The sequence below is a fragment of the Sphingopyxis indica genome (assembly GCF_900188185.1).
In the GTDB taxonomy this organism is placed as follows: domain Bacteria; phylum Pseudomonadota; class Alphaproteobacteria; order Sphingomonadales; family Sphingomonadaceae; genus Sphingopyxis; species Sphingopyxis indica.
Map to the genome: position 1 here is coordinate 99,081 of NZ_FZPA01000001.1, position 16,900 is coordinate 115,980.

Below are 16,900 nucleotides of genomic sequence, written 5' to 3' on the forward strand. Positions count from 1 at the left end.
AATGCAGCAAGCGAAGCCTCGGTCATTCGGATCGTGCTCAGGCCATCAGTATCTTGTCGAGCGCGAGGCGGAACTTTTCCATATCCTCTGCCGAGCCGACGGTGACGCGCGACATCTGAGGATAGGCGGTCCACGAGCGGCCGATCTGCACACCGTGGTCGAGGAAGGCAGCCATCATTTCCTTGGGCGTCTTGTCCTTCCATTCGACCATGAACATGTTCGCCTGGCTGCCGGGAAGAACCTTCAGCCCGCGGCTCTCGACGTGAGCAATGGTCTTTGCGCGAACGCCTGCCATTTCGGCGCGGCGGGCCTTGATCTGATCGGCCAGCGGGAGCGATGCCGTGCCGCAGGCGACTGCGGTCATCGGCAGCATGTTGGACACTTGCTGACCATCGTAGCGCATCATCCTGTCGTGCAGATCCTTCGACGCGATGGTCAGCCCCAGACGCATCCCGGCCATGCCGAACAGTTTTGAGAATGTGCGCATGACGATCACGTCGTCGCGGGTCGCCGCGAGCTTCGCGGCATTCGGCGCATCGGCGAAGTGGATGTAAGCTTCGTCCACCAGCAGGACCGCGTCCCTGGGCTTGTTCTCGGCCAGCCAGACGATATCCTCGATCGGGGTCAGCGTGCCGGTGGGGTTGTTCGGCGAGCAGATATAATAGAGCCCGGCGTTGGGGTCCGCCGCCAGCATGGCCTTGACGTCATGGCGATAGTCCGGCGTCAGCGGGACCTTGGTGACCTTGGCGCCAATCCAGTCGCCGGTACGCCAGATCATTTCGTAAGTCGGGTCGGCGGTTACGATGCCGCGTTCGGGCGAAGCAAAGACGACCGTCGAGCGATTGAGCGGGTCGCTCGACCCCGGCCAGGCGGTCACCCGCTCCACCGGCACGCCTTCGACCGCGGCTACGGCGGCAAACAGCTTTTCGTGCTCGTTGTTGGGCTCATAACGATTGCCGAGCGAGACGATCTGCATCGCCGCACTGGCGCCGGCCGGAAACGGCCCCGTCCAGCATTCGTTGGACCCGATCCGGACCGCGCCGACCACGGCCTTTGCGGATTGCTGGGCAAACGCAGGCCGCGCGGTTTGCGCCAGCGCCACGCCGCCGCCGAGCAACGCCGCGATGCGACCGAGATGACGGCGCGAATAGCCGCGCGAAAGCAGGTCATCCCGGAAGCTGTCCGCGTCGCGGCTTTCGAGAAGCTGGGAACCATATTCAGTCATTGATGCTCTCCTTGAAACTTGGATCGGTTGCCGATCTTGCGGCGGATCAGGGCTTCATTGCGTTGTGGAACATGACGATGGCGATGATGATCAGGTAGATGCCGAAGACACGCTTGAGCATCCGCGGCTCGAGCGCGTGGGCGGCGGCCACGCCGAGCGGCGCCGTCAGGATCGACATCGAGGTGATCGCCGCCGTAGCGGGCAGGTTGACGAAACCGAGCGAGCCCCAGGGCAGGCCATGCTCTTTCAGGCCAATGATGGCGAAGCCGATGGCGCTGGGGATTGCGATGAGCGTGCCGATACCCGCGGCGGTGCCGACGGCGCGATGAATGGATCGTCCGCACAGCGTCATCACCATGATGGCGATCGTGCCGCCGCCGATGCCGAGCAGCGAGGAAAAGGTTCCGAGCCCGCCGGCAATGCCGATGCGCAGCACTCCGGTGGGCATTTCATCGGCCAATATCTTGTCGCCCAGTCGGGGCAGAAGGAAATTGAGCGACATCAGCAGGACGCCCGTCGCGAAGACCATGGTGAGAACATGGCCATCGACGTGGCTGGCGAGGATCACACCCAGGCCATCGCCGAGCACGATCCACGGCGCCCAGGTTTTGAGAATCTGGAAATCGACCGAACCGCGCTTGTTGTGGCTTGTTACCGAGCGCAGCGAGGTGATGATGATTGTGGCGGCCGACGTGCCGATCGCGACGTGGGCGTATTGGGCGCTGTCGCCGCCGAGCAGCGGCAGCATCAGCAGGAGCGCGGGCACGACCACGAAACCGCCGCCGATCCCGAACACGCCGCCCGCGAACCCGGCTGCGAGACCCGCTCCCAGCAAACCCAGCGCAGGAACCAGCCAATCCGTCGAAGAAACTAGCACAAGCATCGCTCCAGTTCGTAATTCTTGTCGAAAATGGCGGCGCCACCCGGAAGAAGCGGGTGGTGCCAGCCGCCGCCGGTTCAGAAAGTCAGGTTCACGCGGCCGTAGTAGTAGCCGCCGTTGATGCCGTAAGGTGAAATGGTCGGATAGACGTTGGTGCCGTAGCTTGCGGAGCCCGACGCCAGCTGCGCGGCACGAATATTTTCGTAGGACCGCTTGGTCGGATATTTGTTGAAAAGGTTGTTGGCGCCGATCGAGAGCTTGATACCCTCGGTAACCTTGTAGCCGATCTCTGCGTCGGTGATGAAGGCCGCCTTTACCGGGACGACGAGGTCGGCACCGGCGAGCGGGCTGTTGCCCGGCGTGGTTTCGAGTGCCGAGACCCGCGAATAATAGCTCTCGCGAAGGTTCACGCTGAACCTGTCCGATTCCAGGTGGGCGTTGAGCGCGGCGCGAAACTTGGGCGTGCTCTTTTCAAGCTGCCAGACCGTATATTTGTTGATGATGGCGGTCGCGGCCGGATCTACGGTGCTGGTGTAGAGCGCCGAGGGCAGGTCGGCGACGCTCTTGACCTTGTTCTCGTTGTAGTTGGCGGTGAGCGACAGGTCGATCATGCCGATGTCGGTGGGCAATTCATAATTGGCCGTGAAGTCGACGCCGCGGGTGCGCATGTCGGCGCCATTGGCGAAGGTCTGGATGCGCACCGTGCCATCCATGTTGCGCTGACCGTCGGTGAGCAGGACGTAGCTCGGGATCGAACCGCCCAACGCCGAGGATACCGCGTCATAGACCGCCTGCTGATTGTAGATATTGTAGGTGTCTTCGTTATAGGCGACGCAGCTGGCCGCATTGGTGCCCGCATAATCCTCCGGGCAATATTTGCCGTAGAAGCCGTAGAATGAACTGGTGATCATGATGCGGTCGCGGATGTCGATCCAATAGGCATCGAGCGTCATGGTCAGGCGCGGGGTCGGGTTGAAGACGATACCGGCGCTGAAATTGGTCGACTTCTCGGGCTTCAGGCCGCCAAAGCCAAGGGATGCCGCCGCCGCCGAGTTGGCGGGCAGCACGCCGCCGACCGAGTTCGGGCCGACCGAGATGCCCGAGTAAAAGCCTTCCGCCAGGGTCGGCGCGCGGAAACCGGTCGAAACCGTGCCGCGGACCGCGAAGGAGTCGGATATGTCGTAGCGGCTGGTCAATTTGAACACGGTGGTGTCGCCGAAGTCGCTGTAATGTTCGTGGCGCATCGCGCCATCGACGAGCCAGGCCTCGGTCGGCTTGAACGAGATGTCCAGATATTGCGAGAAGTTGGTGCGGTGGTGGCTGCCCGCATTTTCCGGCGCATAACCGAAGAATGATTGCGCGCCGCTGCCGTAGTAGGAGGCGGGATCGCCATCGACGATGCCATAGGTCTCGCGCCGCCATTCGAGGCCCGCTGCGATATTCACCGGCTCGGGAAGGCCGATCTCCAGCGGGTAGGTGAGGTCGAGCGTGTTGGTCCATTGGGTGGCCTTGAAGTCACCATCGTGGAACTCTGTCGGGGTGAAGCCGGTGTCCGCGTAGAGCGAGGCGTTGGCTGAATTCTCCACATAGACGCCCACGAAATCATCGCCATATGTCGAAGCGAGATCGAACCCGAGATCGCCGAACATCCCCTTGATACCGCCGGTGACCGAATAATCGGTTTCACGCACGGCCTCGAGTGGCGAGAAGCCGGTGGGATAAAAGGGCGTGCCGTCCGCGGCCACGACGATGCCGGGCGTGCGATAATTTTCATAGGCGCGGGCGTATTTGTGGCCGTAGCTGCCGAAGCTGTAGAGGTCGAAATCGCCGAAACGGTATCCGGCATTGTACATCACCGTGGTCTGCTCGATCTCGGGATCGCCCATGATGCGGTTGACGTAGGGGTAGTGGTCCTGGTTCACGACGTCCGGGTATTTGGCGAGGTTGCTCGCCGCGACGGGATTGTCGCCATAGACGCGCGGATCGACATCGCCGCGGAAGCTGAAGCCCTTCTTCTTTTTCTGGACGGTGACGTTGAAATAGGAATCCTCGATCGGCGCGAACCCGAAATTGGCCGACAGGCTGTAAGTATCCCCGCCTTCGTCCATATATTGTCCGGCCGTGCCGCTGAGCGCGCCGCCATAGTCATTGTCTTTGAGGATGATATTGATGACCCCGGCGATGGCGTCGGTGCCATATTGGGCCGCCGCGCCGTCCTGCAGCACTTCGATATGGCCGATTGCGGCAGCGGGGATGAAGCTCATGTCCGGTGCGGCGCTACCGCCGTAGGGACCGCCCGCTATCGAGACATTGGCGGTGCCGTGGCGGCGCTTGCCGTTGATCAGGATCAGCGTGTGATTGGGGCTCAGGCCGCGCAGTTTCATCTGCAGATTGTGCGCCTGAAGATCGCTGCCGAAGGCCTGCGCCTGGATCGTCGGCAGGCTCTGCGCCAGCGTCTGCATGAGGTCGGGTGAGCCGGTGGATTCGAGATTCTGGGACGTCAGAATCTGGACTGGGGCGGGACTGTCCGCTGCATTCATCCCCAGCGTGCGGGTGCCGGTGACGATGATCACGTCGCCCGATTCGCCGGCTGCGGCTTCGGCGCTCTCGGCCAGCGCGGGCGCGGGCATAAGGCCGAGCGCAACGGCGAGTGCGGCAAATGATGCGGTTTCCCTGAATTTCATTGGATCGGCCCCTTTTTTGTTTCATGGAAGTTGTCGAATTTCCCTCCCGTGGAACATTGTTTTAAGGAGCTGAATCCATGAGATAATTCCTGGCTTCATCCCTGTTTTGACCCGCCGGATCGCCCGCCCGAACGCGGCACCGGAATCGGCGCACGATCGACCCTCGATCGTTCGGCAAGCAATTTTTTCGCGAGTGGGGATTGGTTAGGCTGGACGACCTGTCACCAAGCTGTCACTGTTTCGGCCGGGAACGAAAAGAAATTGCGCGTCAGTGACAGCTTGGTGACAGGTTCGATCCCAAGACTGCCGACTCAACAACAATAATATCCCTCGGCGGGTATCAGCGAAATCTGGTTCGCCGTCCGGATTGGGGGTGGTGCCGCAACTCGATGTGAGGAGGAGTTGTTGCGTATCCTTGTTGTGGAAGACGACCGCAGCCTTGCGCGCGGCATGAGCGCATCGATGACGGGGGCCGGTTTCGCACTGGATTATGTGTCGACGGGCGAAGAAGCGATCGGGGTGCTCCGCAGCGAACCCTATAATCTGGTAATCCTGGATCTGGGCCTGCCCGACATGGACGGGCTGGAGGTGTTGAGCCGGCTTCGTCGCAACGAGATTCAGACGCCGATCCTGATTCTGACCGCGCGAGATGCAATAAGCGACCGGATCGAAGGCCTCGATCGTGGCGCCGACGATTATCTGGCCAAGCCCTTTCACCCGCGCGAACTGGAATCGCGAGCACGAGCGCTGATCCGTCGCGGGCTGGGTACACCCGACCCGGTGTTGCGCGCAGGGGCGCTAAGCCTCGACCGATCGACTCGCACGGTCCAGATCAATTGCTCGACCATCGAACTGCGCCGCCGGGAGCTGGCCGTGCTGGAGACGCTCATGGGCCGGTTGGGAAAAGTCGTCACCCGCGAGTGCCTGACCAGCGAGGTATTCAATTTCAGCGACGCTGTCGCGCCCAACGCGCTCGATGTCTATGTCGGTCGCCTTCGGCGCAAGCTGATGCCTGACGGCCCGACGATAAGAACGGTACGCGGGCTTGGCTATATGCTGGAGGGCAGTTGACGGGCGCGCGATGAAATCGCTGCGCGCCCGGTTGACCGCGGCTGTGATGATGCCGCTGCTCGCCCTGGCGATCACTTTCGGCGGCACGACCTGCTGGATGATTCACAGGACGATCTCGACCGCGTCGGACCGACTCCTTGTCGGTTCGGTTCTGACGATCAGCCGGGCGATTGAGGCGGAGCGCGCCACGCACGAGAGCCTGCTCACCCTTGCCGTGGAGCTGCTGCGGACCCGGTCCGCACCGCTGCCCGTCTACAGCGTCTTTGACGGTGACAGGCTGGTGACAGGCACGCCGGATTTGCTTCCGCCAGAGGATTATCTTGTGAGGCCCGCGGCGACATTGCCGCTGCACGATCCGGCCGGTTTCCCGCAGGACTACCGCGACCGACGGCTGGCGACCGGCTACATCGATGACCGCGACAGCACCGGGGTGATCCAGCCGACCTACCTGCGAGACGCCATGCTGGGCGGCCGGCCGGTGCGGGTGGCGACCGAAATACGGCAGTTCCCGGGTTCGGAGCGGCCGGTTGCGATCCAGGTGGCCGATTTCATCGACGATCGCAGGGCCTATGAACAGACCTATTATTTGCGCGTGCTTGGTGCGGGCATCCTTGTCGTCATGATTGCAGTCCTGCTCTTTTACGGGGCCGTCACCTGGGGGCTAGGCCCATTCGCATCGCTGACGCAGCAAATCGAGGAGGCGCACAAGCGCGCTACACCAAATGTGCGCGTCGCATTGTCACCCGGAGATCCGCTGGAAGCGCGTTCGCTGGCCAGCGCCTTCAACGATCTGATGGCACGCAACGAACGGGCGGTGCAGTCGCTGCGCCAGTTCACCGCTAATGCGTCACACCAATTGCGTACCCCGCTCGCGATCGTACGCGTCCATGTCGACGTGCTCGGTCGCTATGGTTCGTCCACGCCGCAAGGCGCGACGGCGCTCGCCGATATCGCGGCGGCGGTCGAATCGCTCGAGCGCCTGCTCGCCCAGCTCATTACGCTGGCGCGGATGGATGAACAGTCCTCGGCCGAAACTCCGTTGAACGCCTTCGACCTGACCGGGCTCGTGGCCGAGATACTGGCTACGCGCGTCACGCATCCCGACACCGCGCGGATGGACATTGGCTTCGAAGCTCAAGAGGCCGGCCTTGCGGCGCTGGGCGATCCCATGCTCGCTACCGAAATGATCGGCAATCTCGTCGACAACGCCATCCGCTACAACCGGGCGGACGGTTCGGTAACCGTTCGCGTGCTGCAAAGCGACGGGATGCCGGTGGTCGAGATCGAAGATGACGGTCCGGGCATCGCTCCGGCAGACCGGGAAAAGGTGTGGGAACGCTTTTATCGCGCGCCCGGGGTCGATGCGCCATCGGGAAGCGGGCTCGGCCTGCCGATCGTACGCGCGCTGGGGGAGCGAATGGGAGCACATGTGTTTCTGACCAGCGGCCGTGACGGACGCGGCACGCTCGCCGTGATCGAATTCCAGCCTGCAACGAGGCACGCGAACGAAGAAATCGAAACGAATTTCGACCCGACCGAAGAGATGACAGCTTGCTGACAGAGTTTGCGGCGCAAACTCAAGCACATCAGTTTTCCGAATCCGATTCTGACCGCCGGCAACGGTCCGGGTCGCTTCAGACAGCGGGACGACGATCGAGCGATGGGGCGACCGGCCTTTCCACACCTTGCGCGACGCGGGAATCGGGCTAGACGGCCTGCCGCTCCTTCAGGCGGCGTTGTGCTGCGGCCTCACATCCTCCTGCTTTCGGGCCTTGTGCTCGGTGGTGCGGGTGGCACTTGTGTCAAACTCTTCGCGCCCAATCACCTGATGACGCTGGAATTGCTGCGATGGTTCGTGCGGCCGGTTGAACAGCTATTTCTCGGCGTGCTTTTCCTTCTCATCGTACCCCTGCTGTTTTCCTCAATCGTAACCGGGTTGTCGCGTCTGCGGGGCAAGACCGGGGTTCCGGGTCTGCTCGCGACGACCATCATCTACATGCTGGCGGTATCGATCTCTGCTGCCCTGATCGGGCTGGCCATGGCCAATCTGTTCCGGCCGGGCGACGGACTACCCGCGGAAGTCGGCCGGCAGTTGCTCGCCTTGCATACGCCGCATTTCCCGATCAGCCTCGAAACCCTCGTACCGGACCTGCGGTCGGCCAATGGGGCCGTAATGCTCATGGTGTTCATATCCATTGCGATCGGCGCTACAGTTCCGATGCTGCGAAAGCACAGCGGGCGCTGGCTGCTAACGGGCTGCGAAAAGATGTTTACCGTCAGCATGAAAGTGCTGTCGCTGGTGGCGCGCTTCGCCCCTCTGGCGGTGGCCTGCTTCATGTTCGACTTCACAGTCGTGTTCGGGTGGAACCTGCTGATCTACCTTGGCGCCTATGTGGCCGTGGTCGTTACCGCGCTTATCCTGCAGGTCGTAGTCACGTTTTTCGTGGTGGTGTGGATGCGGGGCGATGTCTCGCCGTTCGTGTTTCTGCGCGCGGTCCAGGAAGCCGCGTTGATCGCCTTCAGCACCTCATCCTCGAACGCGACTCTGCCCGCTGCGCTGAAAGTTGCCGAAACCGACCTGAACCTGCCCGGCCGGATAGCGCGGCCGGTGCTCGGAATCGGCACGGTCTCGAACCAGAGTGGGACGACGATCTATATCGCGGTGACGGTGCTGTTCGTCGGTCAATTTTTCGGCAAGGACCTGCCGATCGACCGACAAGCGCTGGTCTTCGCTATCGCAACGCTGGCGGGGATGGGCACGGTCGGCGTCCCGGCGGGCGCCCTGCCTGCCGTGGCGACGGTGCTGGCTCTGACGGGACTGCCCCCGGAAGGGATCGGGCTCGTCATCGGTATGGACCGCTTGCTCGACATGTTTCGCACTCTGGTCAACGTGGTGGGGGACCTCGCGATCGCGGTCGCGATCAACCGGGAGCCTGCGGTGTCGCACGAGGAGCCTGTGCTGGCCCGACGAAAAAGTGCCTGAGGCGCGCAAAAGCGCTCGCAAACCGATGCAATTCGACCCGCGCAGCGCGGACAGGTGTCCGCAAGCAGGAGCCATGCCGATGATGAACGGCAACATGACCCGTTATGTCCTCGCATCGATAGGGCTGGCCATCGTCGCGGGGCTGGCCTTGCGGGCGGGGCCGGGAACGGACAGCGAAGCGACAAAAAATGCCGCGACGATGCTCCACCTGCCGGCGGAAATTTTTCTCCATCTCATCAAGATGATCATCGCGCCACTCGTGTTCTCTACACTGGTCTATGGCATCGCCCATAGCGGAGACAGCTCGGGTCTTGGCCGCATCGGCTTTCGCGCTATGGCCTGGTTCCTGATCGCCAGCCTCGTATCGCTGACCATCGGCCTCATCTTGGTCAACCTGTTCGAGCCGGGCATAGGCCTCGACCTGCATACCGCGCAGTCTTCTGCGACGGTGGAGCTGCGCGAACTCGACCTGAGGGGGTTCATACTTCACATATTCCCAGCCTCGATGACCGAAGCGATGGCCGAGAATGAAATCCTGCAGATCGTCGTCTTCTCGCTCTTCGTGGGCTTTGGCCTGTGCGCCATCGGCGACCGGGGCAAGCCGCTGGTGGTGGTGGTGGAATCGTTGGTCGCGCTGATGCTGAAGGTAACGGAATATGTCATGGCGGTGGCTCCGCTCGCAGTCTTCAGCGCGCTGTCGTCGGCGATGCTCGAGCACGGCGTCGGTATCCTCGGTGCTTTCGCAAAGCTCATTGGCGAATATTACATGGCGCTGGCCATGCTCTGGTTGGTGCTGCTGGGCGCGGGCGTGCGATTCCTGGGCCGCGATCTGCCGCGGCTCGTCAAATATCTGCGCGAACCGTTGATGATCGCTTTCTCTACCGCATCTTCCGAAGCCGCGCTGCCCAAGCTGATGGAACGGCTCGATGGCTTCGGCGTGCCGCGCCGGGTTTACAGCTTCGTCCTGCCGCTTGGCTACAGCTTCAATCTCGACGGCTCGATGATGTCAGCAACCTTCACCACGATTTTCATCTGCCAGGCATATGGAATCCATGTGCCGCTGGGGATGCAGATCACCATGCTGCTGATGCTCATGGTCACGAGCAAGGGCATGGCCGCAGTGCCCAGGGCCAGTCTCGTCGTCGTCGCGGCGACGCTCGCCCAGTTCGGGCTGCCAGTCGAAGGCGTGGCCCTTGTACTCGCCATCGACCAGTTCATGGACATGGGGCGCACCGCAACCAACGTGCTGGGCAACGGCATAGCGACGACTGTGGTCGGTCGATATGACCAGCAATCCGTTTCGCCGGAGCGTCCAGCAATGACATGACCGAGCGCGGACGCTAGCCACGGGAGAATATTACCGATATGATTCTCCAACCCTTCTCGCTGCGCACGACATGCCAGGATTCCTTGCCGACCGTGATCGGCTTGCCATTCACGCGATACGAAAAATCGAATGTGATGGACGCGATGTCATTATCGTTCTGAATCTGGATATTCTCGAATGTCTCTTCGTGCCGATTGCTGCTGCCAACGATGTTCTCGATGAACCATCGCGGCCCATTGGCGGGATCGCTGGCAACTTTCGTTCGGCTCTTTCCAGGCGAATGTGACTGGGCCAATCGTGCATCGCTGTCCACGGGTTGCCATATAATTGGGGTATCCGCGAACAGCGCGAGAAATGCCGCTTTGTCCTTGCGAAGTATCGCAGTGCGGAATGTCTCGATCAATATGTTGAGATCATGCTTCGCCTGCGCATCCGTATAGGCAGGTCGCGGGGCGGAAATCGGGTCGGCTGCCATCGACAGCAGCGAGGCGACAAGCGCAAAGCCAATCATCGGTAAACTCCATTTTTAAGCTATTCCTTGCCATCCGGGCAAGCGGCCCCGATTTTCCGTCAATCGCTCCGGAGCCGCACCGTCAAAAGCCGCGAAGGCCCCAGAACCGCTACGAGGCTCCCATCGGCCTGGCGCCTGAAATGATAGGTCCCGGTGGAGGTCACCAACGCAGCGCGATCAAAGCGGGCATCAGCCGTCAGCGCGATTACCGTGAAATGTTCGATGTCCGCTTGCGGGAAAGCGTTGAACCAGGTGCCCGCTGCATTGGCGGCATCCAGCTCTCCTCGGCAGATGCCATCGATGACCCGGAAGCGGGCGTAGCCTGAAACCGCCTCGCCAGCGAATTGCCCGTCATAGCGCGTCGTTCCGGTTGGACAGGGCGCGCTTTCGCTTACGGCTTCCATGTGGAAAGGCATCGCAAGCATCGCAGCCGTTTCCTTGATGTCCGAAACCCAGACGGCATTGGACAACAGGCTGACGCTTTCCCCGCGGTCGGGGTACAGGAGGAGCGCGCTGCGAGCACCGATCGCGACGCCGGCATGATGGACGATGCGTTCCCCGTTGCTGTCGGAGCCGATGCGCCAGCCGAAACCGATCAGATCGTCGCGGTCCGCCACGGCAGACCCGTCGATCAGCCGCGTCGGCGTCCACATTGCAGCGCGGGCGCGCGCCGACAGGAATTGCGTATCGAGCACGCGCGCGCCGAACCGCGCGACATCGGGGGCCGACCCCCGAAAACCGGCGCCGCCCCACGAGTAGCTATAGTCATGCGCGGCTGCTTTTGCAGGCACGCCGTCGACGAATTCATAAGCGATGCTGTCGTTTGCGCGATCCGGATGGATGTCGGGCCGGATGTCCAGTCCGTTGGTGACATCGCGCGCGACAAACTGAAGAAAGGGGACACCTGCGCGTGCTTCGATTGCGGCACTTAATAGGGTGTAGCCATAGGAGCTGTAATTATAGCCGGTCCCCGGAGCGAAAAGCAGGTCGCGATCGGCGAATGTTGCGACCGCGTCCTGCACCGAGGCGAAACGCCGCCCGCCGCGATTATCATCGATCGATTGATAGTGCGGAATGCCCGAAGTGTGTGCCGCCAGCTGGCGCGCGCTGACCGGACTCCATGACAAATGAAGCTGCGGCGCATAGAGCTGCACCGGCGCGTCGAGATCGAGCGCGCCGCGGTCGAAGAGGCGCATCGCCGCGGTCGCCGTGACGAGCTTGGACACGCTTGCGAGACGGAAGCTCGTCGCCGGTTCGACGGGGAGCCGCTTTTCGCGGTCGCGGTATCCCGCCGTGCCGGTCCACAGCACATGCCCGTCGCGAACGACTGCGGCAGACATGCCCGGAACGCCACTCGCCTGCCACTGCGCGTCCAGTATCGCATCGGCAACACGGCGGGCGCCCGCCAGGCGGTCTTCGGCGGCATAGGTGGACGTTGCATTGCATCCTATCGACGCAGCGGCAATAACGGACGCCAGAGAGAAAATGGACTTCATCGGACCTCGCAGCGGTGGGACGGATTCACATGACCCGGCCGCTCCAATTGATGGGCCGGCAACCGTTGCAGCAAGAAAAGAAAGGTGAATTTTGGTGAAATGACCCCGGCGCCTGCCTCAAAGGAACATGTCGACCTTCGCATCTGTCGCCGCAGGCGCGTGGTAGCCGCAGGCGATCGCGAAACCCGGCTTCCCGATCTTTCCTTTCGGCTGCTCTTGCTGCTGACGGAACGCGCACCCGAACATGTCGCCTACGCCGAAATCGAACAGGTGGTGTGGGGGGCGGCGGTCACGCGCGATACGATGAAGCAGCGTGTCAAGCTTCTGCGCGACAGCCTGACCTCGATCGGCGCGCCCGACCGCGCGATCGAGTCCGTGCGTAATGCGGGCTATCGAACGGAGCTTCGCATCGGCATTTTGGGTCCTGAGGCATCGCGTCGTTCACCGTGGCGCCTGACCGCAGGGCTTGCGCTGGTCGCGACCATCGTTGCCGCGTCGATTTTCTGGGGCCGCTTTCCGGCCGGCTCGACACCGGTCACGATCGCGGTCGAAAGCGGCGGCGTGACGCCCGGCATCGACGGCACGGACTGGAGCGGCGCCCGCGCCGCCCTCGTTCGCGACCTGTCGAAAATCGAAGGCGTGCGCGTCCTTGATCGACCGGCCCTCTCGGGTTCGGACGCGCAAGCGAACCTTCGGGCGACGCTTGCGCTCGTCCCCACCAGCACTGGATTTCGTCTGTCGGTCCAGCTTGTCGATGATCAATCGCGCGCAGTTCTCTATGCGGAGAATTATGAATATCGTCCCGGCGATTACGAGCGAGCGCTCCGGCATTTCGTAAACAATGCCTATCCCGGCATTGCCGCACTGTCGCCGGAGTTGGGGAAAGCCGGTTTTGGTCAGCAGGATGTCGCCGTTCGTTCTTCCTATCTTCGGGCGCTGGCACTCTGGCGCACCGGCGAACTACGGAGCCTGAATGCGGCGCGACGGTTGCTTGAGACAATGACGACGACCCGGCCCGGTTTTCTGCCCGCCGCGTCGCTTCTTGCCCGAGTGAAGGCCGATCTCGTCCTCCGGCACGGGGCGGATACACAGCTCGCGCGAGAGGCTGCGCTAGTGGCCGATCGCCTCGTCGAGGCTTATCCCGGGATAGGTGATTTTCGGTTTACGCTTGCACGCGCCAAGATGGCTTTGGGTCAACGCCGCGAGGCCTTGAATGATATGCGAATTGCGCAGCAAACCATGCCTTTCGTTGCGCGCGACGTGCAAGCGCTCGAACGGGAATTATTGTCCAAGTCTGATCCGTAGCGCCTGCTGGGGCAGCGATGCCGCAGGGATCTGCGACCGGAGCCGGCACCATTTTCAATACCGGCCGGCCCCGCGCGCCTCAGTAGATCCCCGACATCCCCGGAGCCTCTGCGCTCGGCGTCTTCTGCGTCGGCTGGCGCGCTGCGGTCGTCGTCGTCGGCACGACCGGCGGCGGCGTGGGCGAGATGAGCACCGCGGTCGGGCGGCCCCTTTCGGCAAAGCTCGCGACGACCGGCGCATCGCGGCCGTATAGGTCGGCGAGTTTCTTCACGCCGCCCTTGTCGTCGGGAACCATGGTCCAATAGGCGACATAGACCGGGAAGGGCTGTTCGAATTCGAAGCGGGTGGTCTTGCCGCTCGCGACGACTTCGCCAAACTCTTCCGGGGTCGCGCCCGCGAACATTACCGCCATCAGGCCGGAGAAATGGAGCGCCTTTTCGGTGCGGATGCAGCCGTGGCTGAAGGCGCGCTTCTCGGCATTGAACGCGCCCTTCGACGGCGTGTCGTGCAGATAGATGGCGTGCGGGTTGAGCATTTCGAGCTTCATCACGCCGAGCGCGTTGCCGGGACCGGGCTGCTGAACGACCGACAGCGTCTTGCCGCTGCCGGTCCACGTATAGCCCTGGCGCCGCGCCGAGGCGGGATTATGCGCGATCGTCGCGCCGATGCCCTCGGCGATGATGCTGCGCGGCAGGGTCCAGGTCGGGTTGAGGATCACGCCGGTCGCCATGGGGTTGAGCTGCGGCGTCGGGGTCGAGGGCTTGCCGACGACCGCCTTGTGCGTCGCGATGACCGTGCCGTTCCGCACGACGCGGGTCAGATATTCGGGAACGTTGGTGACGACATAGCCGTCGCCGAGGTCGCGCGGCATCCAGCGCCAGCGCTCCATGTTGACGCGAATGATATTCTCGTCCGCAGGCGTTTTCGCGGTGGCGAGCGCCGCCTTGAGCAGCGCGAAATTCGGATGGACCGGGTCGAGGCCGGCGAGCGTCATCGCGACGTCGTTCGCGGTCAGCGCATAATCGAGCAACGGGATCAGCGGCGTGCTGTCGGAATCGGTGTCGTCCATGAACCATTGCTTGCGCGCCGCATTGGGCGTGCGTCCGTCGCGCAGATGCGTCGCGAGCAGCAGGAAGGCGTCGGTCGCCACCTTGTCGAGTTCGACCTGATTGCCGCTCGCGATCGCCGCCTGCAGGCCTTGGGGGTTGTAGTCCTGCGGGAAAAGGCCTTCCTCGCCGACATGCTGAATGAAGGTCAGCAGCGCGCGGGCATTATCCTCGCTCCAGCTCGGCAGATTGGCTTCGGCCAGCGTTTCGACGACCGGCGCATCGTCGGCGACCTTGTCGGGCTGGAGGACGACCGAATCCTCTTTGACGTCCGTAGGCGCGGTCTGCGCAAATGAGGGGGCGCCCGCAAGCGCGAGCGGAAGGAGGAGCGCCGCTGCGGGCGCGAAACGGGGGGAGATTAGGGCCATGATCTTGCCATAGCCGAGTTCCGAGGGGTTTGGAAGGCGGCGGAAAGCCGCCGAAGCGTTAGGAAAGCCGCCTATTCCTTTGCTTCGGCGTCCTGCTTTGCGAGCCATTCCTCGAGCCATTTGATCGTGTAGTTGCCGTCGATCACGTCGGGATCGGCGAGCAAGGCCTGGTGGAGCGGGATGTTGGTCTTGACGCCCCCGACGACCATTTCCTCTAGCGCACGGCGCATGCGCATCATGCAGCTTTCGCGCGTGCGGCCATAGACGATCAGCTTGCCGATCATGCTGTCGTAATAGGGCGGGATCGAATAGCCCGCGTAAAGTCCGCTATCGACGCGGACGTGCATACCGCCCGCGGGGTGATAGGCGGTGACCTTGCCGGGCGAAGGCATGAAGCTGCGCGGGTCTTCGGCATTGATCCGGCATTCGATGGCGTGGCCGCGGAATTCGAGGTCTTCCTGCGCGACCGACAGCCCGCGCCCATCGGCGATGCGGATCTGTTCGCGCACGAGGTCGAAGCCGGTGATCATCTCGGTCACCGGATGCTCGACCTGGATGCGGGTGTTCATCTCGATGAAGAAGAATTCGCCATTTTCCCAAAGAAATTCGATCGTCCCCGCACCGCGATAGCCCATCTTCGCCATCGCGTCGGCGCAGATGCCGCCCATGCGCGCGCGCTCCTCGGCCGAGATGACGGGCGAGGGGGCTTCCTCGAGCACCTTCTGGTGGCGGCGCTGCAGCGAGCAGTCGCGCTCGCCGAGGTGGATGGCGTTGCCGTTGCCGTCGCCGAACACCTGAAATTCGATATGGCGCGGGTTGCCGAGATATTTCTCCATATAGACGGTCGAATCGCCGAAAGCCGCGGCCGCTTCGCTCGCCGCCTGACCCATCAGGCTTTCGAGGCTCGCCGCGTCGGGCACGACCTTCATGCCGCGGCCGCCGCCGCCCGACGCCGCCTTGATGAGCACCGGATAGCCGATCTCTTCGGCAAGTCTTTTCGTCTCCGCGCCAAAGGTGACCGCGCCCGGCGAGCCCGGAACCACGGGCAGGCCGAGTTCGACCGCGGTGCGCTTTGCCTCGACCTTGTCGCCCATGGTACGGATATGCTCGGGCTTGGGGCCGACGAAAACGATGTCGTGCGCCTCGATGATTTCGGCGAAGCGCGCATTTTCCGAAAGGAAACCATAGCCGGGATGGATCGCGTCGGCGCCCGTGACTTCGGCGGCCGAAATGATCGCGGGGATGTTGAGATAGCTGTCCTTCGCCGCCGGCGGGCCGATGCACACGGCCTCGTCGGCAAGGCGGACGTGCATCGCGTCGGCGTCGGCGGTCGAGTGGACCGCAACCGTCTTGATGCCCATTTCATGCGCCGCGCGATGGATGCGCAACGCGATCTCGCCGCGGTTGGCGATCAGCAGTTTCTCGATGCTCATCGGGTTTGCCCTCAGTCGATGGTGAACAGCGGCTGGTCATATTCGACCGGCTGGCTGTTTTCGACGTGCAGGGCCTTGAGCGTGCCCGATTTGGGCGCGGTGATCGGGTTCATCACCTTCATCGCCTCGATGATCAGGATCGTGTCGCCTTCCTTCACCGCGGCGCCGGCGCTCGCGAAATTGGGCGCGCCGGGTTCGGGGGCGAGATAGACGGTGCCGACCATCGGCGACTTGACGGCATCGGGAAAGGCCTCGGCCGCGGGCGCCGCTGCGGCGGGGGCAGCAGGAGCAGCAGCGGCGGGCGGCGCGGCGGCCGGAAGCGCCGGGGCGACCGCGATCGGCGCGGGCGCAGCGGCGGTCAGCGCCCGCGCGACGCGCACCTTGCGCTCGCCGTCCTCGACCTCGATTTCGGAGAGCCCGGTATCGTCGAGCAGTTCCGCAAGCGCGCGGACGAAGGCCGGATCGATGTTGATACCCTGCTCTTTATGGTCACCCATGTGATAATTCCTGC

Annotated in this window: 13 protein-coding genes; 5 read left to right on the top strand and 8 right to left on the bottom strand. The window is 63.0% G+C overall.

Going from position 1 to position 16,900, the window contains the following annotated elements; translation table 11 throughout:
• Nucleotides 1–37 precede the first annotated feature (37 nt).
• The 3 genes from CHB69_RS00400 to CHB69_RS00410 all read right to left on the bottom strand — a co-directional run bounded on the left by CHB69_RS00400 (nucleotide 38) and on the right by CHB69_RS00410 (nucleotide 4,789).
• On the bottom strand, nucleotides 38–1,225 hold the full coding sequence (locus tag CHB69_RS00400; protein WP_089214021.1) for a pyridoxal phosphate-dependent aminotransferase: 1,188 nt from the start codon (nucleotides 1,223–1,225) through the stop codon (nucleotides 38–40).
• 46 nt (nucleotides 1,226–1,271) lie between these two features.
• On the bottom strand, nucleotides 1,272–2,102 hold the full coding sequence (locus CHB69_RS00405) for a sulfite exporter TauE/SafE family protein (protein ID WP_425442380.1): 831 nt from the start codon (nucleotides 2,100–2,102) through the stop codon (nucleotides 1,272–1,274).
• Between the two features lie 80 nt (nucleotides 2,103–2,182).
• Nucleotides 2,183–4,789: a TonB-dependent receptor plug domain-containing protein gene (locus CHB69_RS00410; protein ID WP_089214023.1), complete on the bottom strand. Its 2,607-nt coding sequence runs from the start codon at nucleotides 4,787–4,789 to the stop codon at nucleotides 2,183–2,185.
• 405 nt (nucleotides 4,790–5,194) lie between these two features.
• Here CHB69_RS00410 and CHB69_RS00415 point away from each other — a divergent pair, with 405 nt between their 5' ends.
• From CHB69_RS00415 to CHB69_RS00430, 4 genes are all read left to right on the top strand, one after another.
• Nucleotides 5,195–5,860: a response regulator gene (locus CHB69_RS00415; protein WP_089214703.1), complete on the top strand. Its 666-nt coding sequence runs from the start codon at nucleotides 5,195–5,197 to the stop codon at nucleotides 5,858–5,860.
• 10 nt (nucleotides 5,861–5,870) lie between these two features.
• Complete coding sequence (locus CHB69_RS00420) at nucleotides 5,871–7,418, top strand: sensor histidine kinase (protein WP_089214024.1); 1,548 nt, start codon at nucleotides 5,871–5,873, stop codon at nucleotides 7,416–7,418.
• A gap of 102 nt (nucleotides 7,419–7,520) precedes the next feature.
• Nucleotides 7,521–8,843 carry a dicarboxylate/amino acid:cation symporter gene (locus tag CHB69_RS00425; protein WP_089214025.1) on the top strand — a complete coding sequence of 441 codons (1,323 nt, stop codon included), beginning with the start codon at nucleotides 7,521–7,523 and terminating at the stop codon, nucleotides 8,841–8,843.
• Between the two features lie 82 nt (nucleotides 8,844–8,925).
• A complete protein-coding gene (locus CHB69_RS00430) occupies nucleotides 8,926–10,170 on the top strand; it encodes a dicarboxylate/amino acid:cation symporter (RefSeq protein WP_089214704.1) in 1,245 nt (414 codons plus the stop codon).
• A gap of 13 nt (nucleotides 10,171–10,183) precedes the next feature.
• Here CHB69_RS00430 and CHB69_RS00435 read toward each other — a convergent pair whose 3' ends face one another.
• Both CHB69_RS00435 and CHB69_RS00440 read right to left on the bottom strand, forming a co-directional pair.
• Nucleotides 10,184–10,681 carry a nuclear transport factor 2 family protein gene (locus CHB69_RS00435; protein WP_089214026.1) on the bottom strand — a complete coding sequence of 166 codons (498 nt, stop codon included), beginning with the start codon at nucleotides 10,679–10,681 and terminating at the stop codon, nucleotides 10,184–10,186.
• 59 nt (nucleotides 10,682–10,740) lie between these two features.
• Entirely contained in the window at nucleotides 10,741–12,177 is a 1,437-nt protein-coding gene (locus CHB69_RS00440; RefSeq protein WP_089214027.1) for a serine hydrolase domain-containing protein, read from the bottom strand.
• An 84-nt stretch (nucleotides 12,178–12,261) separates the two neighbouring features.
• Between CHB69_RS00440 and CHB69_RS00445 the strand changes: the two genes are divergently transcribed.
• Nucleotides 12,262–13,482: a winged helix-turn-helix domain-containing protein gene (locus CHB69_RS00445; RefSeq protein ID WP_141133879.1), complete on the top strand. Its 1,221-nt coding sequence runs from the start codon at nucleotides 12,262–12,264 to the stop codon at nucleotides 13,480–13,482.
• A gap of 79 nt (nucleotides 13,483–13,561) precedes the next feature.
• Here the strand turns inward: CHB69_RS00445 and CHB69_RS00450 are convergent, their stop codons facing one another.
• From CHB69_RS00450 to accB, 3 genes are all read right to left on the bottom strand, one after another.
• Entirely contained in the window at nucleotides 13,562–14,956 is a 1,395-nt protein-coding gene (locus CHB69_RS00450) for a L,D-transpeptidase family protein (RefSeq protein ID WP_089214029.1), read from the bottom strand.
• A gap of 71 nt (nucleotides 14,957–15,027) precedes the next feature.
• Nucleotides 15,028–16,389 (bottom strand): acetyl-CoA carboxylase biotin carboxylase subunit, encoded by a 1,362-nt coding sequence (accC, locus tag CHB69_RS00455; protein ID WP_089214030.1) that lies wholly within the window; start codon nucleotides 16,387–16,389, stop codon nucleotides 15,028–15,030.
• An 11-nt stretch (nucleotides 16,390–16,400) separates the two neighbouring features.
• Nucleotides 16,401–16,886 (bottom strand): acetyl-CoA carboxylase biotin carboxyl carrier protein, encoded by a 486-nt coding sequence (gene accB, locus CHB69_RS00460; protein WP_089214031.1) that lies wholly within the window; start codon nucleotides 16,884–16,886, stop codon nucleotides 16,401–16,403.
• Nucleotides 16,887–16,900 lie beyond the last annotated feature (14 nt).

Coding starts and splice junctions, on each gene's coding strand:
- CHB69_RS00430 (WP_089214704.1), top strand. CDS start 8,926: ATGAACGGCAACATGACCCGTTATGTCCTCGCATCGATAGGGCTGGCC.
- CHB69_RS00425 (WP_089214025.1), top strand. CDS start 7,521: ATGGGGCGACCGGCCTTTCCACACCTTGCGCGACGCGGGAATCGGGCT.
- CHB69_RS00450 (WP_089214029.1), bottom strand. CDS start 14,956: ATGGCCCTAATCTCCCCCCGTTTCGCGCCCGCAGCGGCGCTCCTCCTT.
- accB (WP_089214031.1), bottom strand. CDS start 16,886: ATGGGTGACCATAAAGAGCAGGGTATCAACATCGATCCGGCCTTCGTC.
- CHB69_RS00440 (WP_089214027.1), bottom strand. CDS start 12,177: ATGAAGTCCATTTTCTCTCTGGCGTCCGTTATTGCCGCTGCGTCGATA.
- CHB69_RS00400 (WP_089214021.1), bottom strand. CDS start 1,225: ATGACTGAATATGGTTCCCAGCTTCTCGAAAGCCGCGACGCGGACAGC.
- accC (WP_089214030.1), bottom strand. CDS start 16,389: ATGAGCATCGAGAAACTGCTGATCGCCAACCGCGGCGAGATCGCGTTG.
- CHB69_RS00435 (WP_089214026.1), bottom strand. CDS start 10,681: ATGATTGGCTTTGCGCTTGTCGCCTCGCTGCTGTCGATGGCAGCCGAC.
- CHB69_RS00410 (WP_089214023.1), bottom strand. CDS start 4,789: ATGAAATTCAGGGAAACCGCATCATTTGCCGCACTCGCCGTTGCGCTC.
- CHB69_RS00420 (WP_089214024.1), top strand. CDS start 5,871: ATGAAATCGCTGCGCGCCCGGTTGACCGCGGCTGTGATGATGCCGCTG.